Annotated in this window: 1 protein-coding gene; it reads left to right on the top strand. The window is 56.6% G+C overall.

Annotated features, from left to right (window positions below; genetic code table 11):
* Positions 1 to 5,720, top strand: a 5,720-nt coding sequence (locus ONB24_15440) for an FG-GAP-like repeat-containing protein (GenBank protein MDZ7317504.1), incomplete at both ends; no start/stop codon positions are given.

The following is a 5,720-nucleotide window of genomic DNA, read 5'->3' on the forward strand; positions in this document are numbered from 1 at the left end:
CGATCTGGTGCTGGTGCATCGAGGAAGAAGCCGCTATTCTCTGCCGCCGCGGATCAGCACGGTTTTTGTCGATCGCGGCCGTCTGGTGCTCGGTCAAACAATCGATCTGCTTTATGCCCAGCTCGGTTATGCCGAACCGCGGGGGGTCGCCGTGCATGACTATAACAACGACGGCTGGATGGACATCGCCGTCGTTTTGCGCAACGAAGATCAACGCAGCGGCTTAATTTATGTGAACGACGGCACCGGTCGATTCCCCACACAGCGCCCGCCGGTGGTTTCATTCAGCAAAGAAAAAGCATCTGAGAGCATTTTTGCCGCCGACCTCAACCGCAGCGGTTTTATCGACATCGGTTTCGGGTATTCTTTAAATCCTGCCAAGGTTGAGGTGTTCATCAACGACAATGTATTAAGCCTAAAGCCTTGGCGTGTTCTCGACAATCTCAACGCCGATTTGGAACTGGGTGCAGCGGCTGACCTGACCGGAGACGGAAACACAGATCTCGTGATGGGCGATTTTAGTGTAGGCGACGTAATCTTTGCCGCCTTTACCGGCGTGCAGAAAGACGGAACCTATTTGTTGCCCAACTATTCAGCTCCCAAGCGCTTAGCGGCGGTACAGTTTTTGAACTCTGTGGAATTAGCCGATATCGATGCGGACGGCGATTTGGACATTGCCGCCACCGGCAGTGAAAGGAATCAACTGCGGTTTTTATGGAACAGTGCCGCCGATTTTCAACCCGCTCAAACCTCTATTCCTTCTTTTCCTGCTAAACTTGTTACCGGAGATGTAAACGGCGATGGTGCGCTCGATATCGTGGTGGCCGATACAACCGGTATCTTGACGTTACTGATCAATGATGCCCTCTCTTATCGTCCTCCGGCTCAACCGACGGTAATCACACCTGATGACCGCACTCATACGAATGATCAGCAGCCTGTCCTGCGCTGGCAGGTTCCCCCCGATCCGAATGAGAACGACTCTCTGCAATTCCGCGTCACGCTGCGGGGTCCGGACGGCGTCAAAACGTTTACCTCTTGGGAAACGCCCGAAGCCTTTTCACCGATAGGTAAAGTCCGCCAGGGGCAGGGAGAAGCAAGCTTTCGACCGCCGCAGCCTTTGCTCGAGGGCAGCTATCGGTGGTCGGTTGAAGCTTTCGATGGTCTGTTTTGGAGTGCGCCGTCGACGGCTCGTCGCCTGACGGTCGACGGTACGCCTCCGCAGTGGCTCGATGTCTCCTTTCCCGATGCCGTTTTCGAAAATCGTTGGCTGACTTTTGACCAGTCTTTGATCCGCATTCGGCTTGTTTACCGTGAGGCCAATCCCAATAGGATCACTATCGCCGGCGAAAACTTGGGCGGCCCTTTTATCTTTGATGCGTTGACCGGCGGGCAATCGGTCGCGGCGACTCTGAGTTTCGCCCCTGCTGTCGTGCAGGACGGAGAGTACCCTCTCACTTTGACCTTGACGGACTCCGCCGGTCAGGAGGCGCAGACGGCTGCGACAGTGGGCATTGACCGCACCCCCCCGAGCGGTGCGACGGCGCGTGTCGATGCACCGGTCAGCTCCACCAAGACATTCCGCGTTTACTGGAGCGGCGGCAACGACGGCACCGGCAGCGGCTTGTCCGGTGAGTACGCTGTTCAATACCGCTGTGATGACGGACCGTGGACACTTTGGCTATCGCGGACTAACAAACGCGACTCCCTGTTTACCGGCGTGAACGGCAGCCGCTATGAGTTCGAAGCCGCCGCCTATGACCGCGTCGGTCGTCGTGAAGTTTTTCGCGATCAAGCGGAAGCCGCCGTGCTGGTGCAGCTATACGCCTTTGATCAGACGCCGCCCGCAGCACCCGTCAATTTGCGCGCCAACGGCGCCAATCCGAGTCCTTGGCAAAATGACGATCGTTTCGTCATCAGCTGGACGGCACCGACGGATGAATCGGGCATCCATTCGTCCTTTTTCAAACTCGGCACACCGCCGATCAACAACAACGACTATGTCCAGCGGGCTTCGGGATTTGGACCGGCTGAAATCCGCCTGACGAGCGAGGGTCGCACACCGCTGTTCGTATGGCTTTCCGACAGCGCCGGAAATGTCGACTATCGCAACCGAGCCTCAGTATTTCTGCGCCGCGATGCGACGCCGCCTGCGCTACAGACCTTTATCGTCGATTCACCTCGGCCGAACGGAATAGCCGCAGATCAGACGCCCTGGTTCAATCTCCGATCATTCAATCAATTGGTCGTCGGGGTCACCTACTTGGAAAATTTCCCCGAAAAGGTCATTTTGCGGACCGACGGCTTGGGCGACAGCCTTCTCAATCGAGGCGCGGCTGTCGGGAGCGGTTCGCCCAGAAAGTCCACCTTTTCTGTTCCGGTTTCCGGCGCACAAAGCAGGAACTATAGCTTTAGAGCCGTCGTCGCCGATTCGGCGGGCAATCGTGCGGAAGGCATGTTAAGGCTCGGTCTCGACGGAACACCGCCGAGCGGTTCGAGCGCTTCATCGCCCTCCATCAGCGCGACCGATACGTTTACGGTGAGCTGGAGTGCAGCCAATGACGGCAACGGCAGCGGCGTGGTTCGGTATGACATTTACACCAAGACTGCAGGCGGCAATTGGCAGCTCTGGCACACCGCCTCTGAACCGGGTAAAAAGACCTTTACCGGGCAAAATAAACAAACCTATTTCTTCGAAGCGGTCGCCGTCGATTTGGTCGGCTTGAGCGAAACCTTGTCGAGTGTCGGCGAATGCAGTACGCGAGTCGATTATGCCTTCGGCGACCGGGAAGCACCTGCCTCGCCTATCAATCTCCTCGCCGACGGCGGCAATCCGAGCCCCTGGTCGAACAATCCGGTGTTTACGATTACCTGGCAGAATCCCGCCGATGCAACGGGCATTGTCAGGGCGTTGTGGAAAATCGGACAACCGCCTGCCGCCGATTACGATACTACCGGAAGCGCAGCGGCAACTGGGACCCTCCAAGTCCGCCTCACGGCCTCCGGCAAGCAGAAACTCTATCTTTGGCTGGTCGACGGTGCCGGTAACACGGATTTTCGTAATGCAGCGAGCGTCCTGCTTCGCTATGACGGCTCTTCCCCCAATATTATATCGACAAAATTCGTAAATCCTTCCTACGGTCGAAATTGGTATAATCCTCTCCGCGATTCCGGTGTTGCCTTCGAAGTGACCTATCAGGAGTTTTTTCCGCATACGCTATCCCTGGCAGTTCCGGAAATGGGTTTTGTGTTTTCCACATCAGAGTTGACGCCGGGATCAAGCGTTAAAAAGGAAATTCCTCTTGCTATTGCAGGAAAAGCAGACGGCAACTATCTGTTGCGGGTCGCTTTGACGGACAGTGCAGGCAACAGGACGGAGGTCGTCGATACGCTGCGTTTGGACGGTACGCCGCCCTTCGGCGCCAGAGCGGTCTCTCCGCCGATTTCCGCGGCGTTGACCTTTAATGTACAGTGGTCTTCCGGGCAGGATGCAGGTGTCGGCTTGGATGAACGTTATGATGTCTTTGTCAGGCAAAACGACCAAGCATGGAGGCCGTGGCTGATCGATTTCCCCGGCTTCACTGCGCCTTTTACAGGCGAAGACGGCAACCGCTACGCCTTTGAAGTTTTAGCGCGCGACAAGCTAGGCAATAAAGAGCAACAGACGTTTGAGGCCGAATCGATTACGCAGATCGATGTAAGCTCTTTCGACAATACCCCGCCTGCGGCACCGATCGATCTGCGGGCCGGCAATGCTAATCCGAGTCCCTGGCAGAAAAGTCGCATTTTTACGCTTACATGGACTGCGCCGATCGATCCGTCCGGAATTGCCCGTGCCTTTTATAAACTCGACAGCCCGCCGACAAACAACGCAGATACTACCGGCTCACTGGCGAGCATCCCGCCGGTCACTGTTGCTGCTACGCGTCAAAACGGTCAATGGCTCTACCTTTGGCTGATGGACGGTGCCGGCAATGCGGACTATCGCAATCATGCCTCGGTTCTGCTTCGCTATGATGCCGTACCGCCGATAATCGACAGCCTCGTTCTGAGTGATCCGCGGCCCGCTGCCGACGACATGTGGTACAATCCGCGTGTCGCTCCGCAAAAAGCGGCTCTTTTGGTTTATGGTCGTGACGTCAATTTGGCGAGTGTCCGTTTGACTCCATCGGCTCTCTTTGCGCCTTCAGAAGTTTCGCCGAATTCGACGGCGCCGACTGCCGCCTTTTCTCTCTCTTTTCCCAATTTTGACGATGCGCTGATCGATTTGACCGTAACGCTTATCGACAGCGCCGGCAATACCGCCGAGGCTGTCAAGCGGCTAGGACTCGACGGCACGCCGCCGCGCAACACAAGGGCACAATCGCCGGACACTGTCGCTCCGGGCGAATTCGTTCTATTCTGGAACGCGGATCAGATTGAAGAGAACGGCTCCGGCCTCAGCGGCGTCTATTCAGTTCGACTTAAAATCAACGATCAACCCTGGACCGTTTGGAACGCCCAATACCGCGGCACTTCTGCAACATTCGTCGGTCAGGAGGGCAACCGCTATGCCTTTGAAGTGGCCGCCTATGACCGAGTCGGCAATTGGGAAGGGTTTACCGGCACGCCGGAAAGCGTCACGTATGTGACCAGGGGAGATCGCGATACGACGCCGCCTTCGGCTCCTAATGCCGTTACCGTAAACGGCAGAGACCGCTGCCTGTGGAGTAATTCTGCTGATTTTGTAATCGACTGGAAGCAGCCGCCTGATCCCAGCGGCATTGCGCGTCTGTTTTACAAGTTTTATACACCGCCCACTCAGGCTGATGATTTTTCCGGCAGCGTTTCCGGAACGCCGCCCGTCCGCATTACAGCGCCAAGCGAGGGAGAAATCCCCATCTATCTCTGGCTACAGGACGGCAGCGGCAACGCTGATCATCGCCTGAATACGATGACGGTTCTGCGTTATGATGCTACGGCACCGGCGATTTTGCAGGCGAACTTTGCCAATGCCGTCGACGGCAAGTGGTTCCATCCCGATTCAACCAATTACGCGATGCTCGAACTTCGTTACAGTGAAGCTCGGCCGGATTCGCTCGTCCTTTCCTTTGCCGGAATGGAAGCACAAAAGACTATTATTAAACCCCTGCAATCCGGACAGGATGTGCCGCTTGCAACGCCTGTGGTCCTAAGAGACTTGTATGAGGGCTGCCGGCTGCTCTACGCGGCACTGATTGACAGCGCCGGAAACCGCGCTGTCGATTCCCTGTCGGTATGTCTTGATGCGACGCCTCCTTATGGTGCAAGAGCCGCCTCCCCCAGCCGCAGCGCTTCGGCGCGCTTTACCATCAGTTGGAACGAAGCTCCGGGAGAAGACGAAGGCAGCGGCTTGTCGGGTGAATATGATCTGCGCATGTCTGTCAATCACGGCCCTTGGTTCGACGTTTTAACACGCGCCAAGACCTATTCGTACGTTTATGTGGGCGCCCACGGCAACATCTTTTCCTTTGAAGCGGCGGCTTGGGACCGCGTCGGAAACCGCGAGCCGTTTAAGGGAATCCCCGAAACCGAGACGGTCGTCGACACCACCTTTGACGATCGAACGGCGCCGCCGCCGCCGATCGGACTGAACGTCGCCGGAGCAAACCCCAGCAAATGGCAAAACTCTCCCGATTTTACAGTGGAATGGCGGCAGCCGGCTGATCCCAGCGGCATCGCCATGGCTTATTGGAAATTGG

The sequence above is a fragment of the candidate division KSB1 bacterium genome, from assembly GCA_034505495.1.
Lineage (GTDB): Bacteria > Zhuqueibacterota > Zhuqueibacteria > Residuimicrobiales > Krinioviventaceae > Fontimicrobium_A.